Source organism: Nostoc foliaceum FACHB-393, from assembly GCF_014698505.1.
Taxonomy (GTDB): Bacteria; Cyanobacteriota; Cyanobacteriia; order Cyanobacteriales; family Nostocaceae; genus Nostoc; species Nostoc foliaceum_A.
Window position 1 is genome coordinate 1 of sequence record NZ_JACJTD010000169.1, and the last position, 2,561, is coordinate 2,561.

The 2,561-nt window shown below is 39.1% G+C and carries 4 protein-coding genes; all 4 read right to left on the reverse strand.

All coding sequences use genetic code 11. The features are described from left to right. Positions 1–124: 124 nt before the first annotated feature. Positions 125–370: a hypothetical protein gene (locus H6G92_RS38630; RefSeq protein WP_313890069.1), complete on the reverse strand. Its 246-nt coding sequence runs from the start codon at positions 368–370 to the stop codon at positions 125–127. Between the two features lie 37 nt (positions 371–407). Further along, positions 408–692 carry a hypothetical protein gene (locus tag H6G92_RS38635; RefSeq protein WP_190902110.1) on the reverse strand — a complete coding sequence of 95 codons (285 nt, stop codon included), beginning with the start codon at positions 690–692 and terminating at the stop codon, positions 408–410. Positions 693–927: 235 nt separating this feature from the next. After that, a complete protein-coding gene (locus H6G92_RS38640) occupies positions 928–1,905 on the reverse strand; it encodes a DUF5895 domain-containing protein (protein WP_190902112.1) in 978 nt (325 codons plus the stop codon). A gap of 236 nt (positions 1,906–2,141) precedes the next feature. After that, on the reverse strand, positions 2,142–2,363 hold the full coding sequence (locus H6G92_RS38645; RefSeq protein WP_242059537.1) for a hypothetical protein: 222 nt from the start codon (positions 2,361–2,363) through the stop codon (positions 2,142–2,144). Between the last annotated feature and the right edge of the window lie 198 nt (positions 2,364–2,561).

Here is a 2,561-nt window from a genome sequence, read left to right on the forward strand (position 1 = left end):
GGTATCAGCGCAAATACCGCCGTCTCGTTGTTAGATGGGAACGTCAAAAAGTTTACTTCGACGCATTCATTGACCTTGCTACAATCCACATCTGGATTAACAAAATATTATTAGTGGGATAGGTTCAAGTCATGCCTTCGACTTCATAACAGCGAGTCATAAGTTTGTTTCGATTTAGCCGAAAGCTGGCTTTTTTTCTTTGATTTGGCAGAGGTACAAATAAATACTGTGGATGTTGGATAGTACCTGCATCCCCCAAATATCGACAATGTGTACCATTAATTTGGTAAACTTTTGATGAGCTTAACAGTGTCGCGTCATACACTTTGATCAAATTTGTTTCCATCTTAGTAGCAGTGAAGTGTGCCATAATTTGTTGTAGAATCGATTTTTCTCTCCAGTCATATTTAATCAGTCTGACTGTAGAGTTTTTCACGCATAATCTGATTCAATTTTTCCTTTGATTCATCAGGCAGAGCATTAAAATCAAACTCGTCTGATTCCCAAACTTCATCAAGACTTGTAGACTCATCGATAATGTTTGCAATCAAACAAGATTCATCGCCGTAGTTCCAACCATTTGCTAGAAGCCACGGTAGAACTCCTTCAGATTGCAATAGTTTCTCAATGTCAAACGAGTCAGAAAACTGCTGTAAGTTTTCGATACTGGGGTGAACGATTGTTATTGTCATGGAGTATTTTAAATGATTGAAATACAGCCCAATCAAAAGATGGGGAAAGGGAAAAGGAATTCATGAATTAAATGATCCTTAGAAAAGCAAGGTTTTTACCTTTTCCCCTGTCCCTTCTTTATTAGCTGTACATAAGACTTGAGAACTGATCAAATATGCTTCCCTACTTGAAGGTAAATAGGGAAGCATAAAGATGAACGCAATTGCTGTAATCACCTCAACAAGTATTTGGCTATTAAGAAGGCACATCCTCCCAGTAACCAACTTCATCGTCATAATTTGCTTGCATAGACTGCAATTTGTTGACGAAGTTAGCAAATTCTTCGTTAGTTAGTGACTGCCTTCCTTTTTTACCATAGTTCTCTATGAGAAACTGTTTGCCCTTTTCCTCGCCCCAACCTAAAGCTTCAATCAATCGTTGTGACTCCATCATCAATTGATTGCGATCTAGTGCATGAGACGTATGCTTTGGTAAGTTATTGTTAGGCAATCCTTTTTTCCACCAATCGCAGATGGAATTATGCACAAGGGCAATTTCTTGAGCTATTGGTTTCTTGCCAATACAATAACTTTCCCAGTCGGGCGCAGTGGGCTTTTCGTATCCGCTACATACACAGGCATTGGAAGTTTGCCCCCCTTTCTCACGTTTCTCTGTTTTCAATATGGGACAAAATACCCACATCGAATGCCAAAGTAAATTCTTTGGTTGGTGATGTTTGCCTTGAAAAGTTGCATAAGCTTGTTCGCAGGTTTCACGGAATGCCATTAGTTGTTGATCAAACGAAACTTGAAACACCCCCCAAGCAGTTATTTGTACTGGTGCGATATGAAGAGGTTGATTTTGGGCATCGACGAAAATCACCATATACCGCCTACCGAATTTGTAGGCGTTCTTGTCCAAACCATCACTGCTACGCCAAACTCCAATCACCTTTCTATCGTTTCCGTATAGCAGAGGCGATCGCCCAATCACAAGTATTCGTGGTTGTCTGTAGAAAGCGCCAGGAATGCCTATCTTTTCATCGTTTTCGTCCAACTTGTTAGTAAGAACTTTATACTCTTTCCCACCAACTAGTTCTTTATTTTCGTACCATCCTGCTAATTGTTGATTTTCGTAAGCAATCCAAATGCCTGCGGGTGAAGGAATACTTTTAGCTGCTGGAGTCTTTTCGTATGCTTTGTGTTCAGCAGAATCAAAGTCAAAAGCTGTCATAGTAGCTGCTGCCTTTTTTTTAATGTTAGTTTTCGCAAAAAATAAGCGAAGCTTTAATTCTGAGTGGGTAATTCTGCATGATTTTCTTGATAGGTCATTGTTTAATATCAACAGATTTCACTCTCTCATTGGCGAAGCCGTTGATTTCAGATGTATCTATCAAGTACAGAGCCAATAAAACAGCGCTCTTGATTTCACAAAAGCGCTTTTTATTACTAATTATTTGTAGTTATAGGTTATTCGTGTGAATTAAATCTTGCTAACAACTCTTCACGGGATAATTCAAGACATAGGGGAGTAAATTCTTCTGGTGTTAACTGCAATAAACTCTCGACTACTCTTGAAAGTTCTTCATCCATAGAACCAAACCGGAATCTTAACAAGTTTTCTACTACTTGACGTTGCCCCTCTTGTACCGCTTGCGCTCTTGCTTCTTGATAAGCTTCTGTTAAGTTCATGATCAACTCCTGGTCATCTCTGGTTAAATCTGTTTGTGTCATTACACTGATACGCCACCTGTAAATTATTTGTAATCGACCACGGGGCGATCGCAAATTACAAGAAAGTAAAACCCATTGAGATCAAAGAGTTAGAGGTCAAAAAAAGCAGACAGCAGACTGATTCAATTTCGGAAATCAAACTGTATAAATTCGTAG

Bases quoted from the DNA above. Each gene is read 5' to 3' on its own strand.
- H6G92_RS38630 (WP_313890069.1), bottom strand. From the start codon at position 370: ATGGCACACTTCACTGCTACTAAGATGGAAACAAATTTGATCAAAGTG.
- H6G92_RS38635 (WP_190902110.1), bottom strand. From the start codon at position 692: ATGACAATAACAATCGTTCACCCCAGTATCGAAAACTTACAGCAGTTT.
- H6G92_RS38640 (WP_190902112.1), bottom strand. From the start codon at position 1,905: ATGACAGCTTTTGACTTTGATTCTGCTGAACACAAAGCATACGAAAAG.
- H6G92_RS38645 (WP_242059537.1), bottom strand. From the start codon at position 2,363: ATGAACTTAACAGAAGCTTATCAAGAAGCAAGAGCGCAAGCGGTACAA.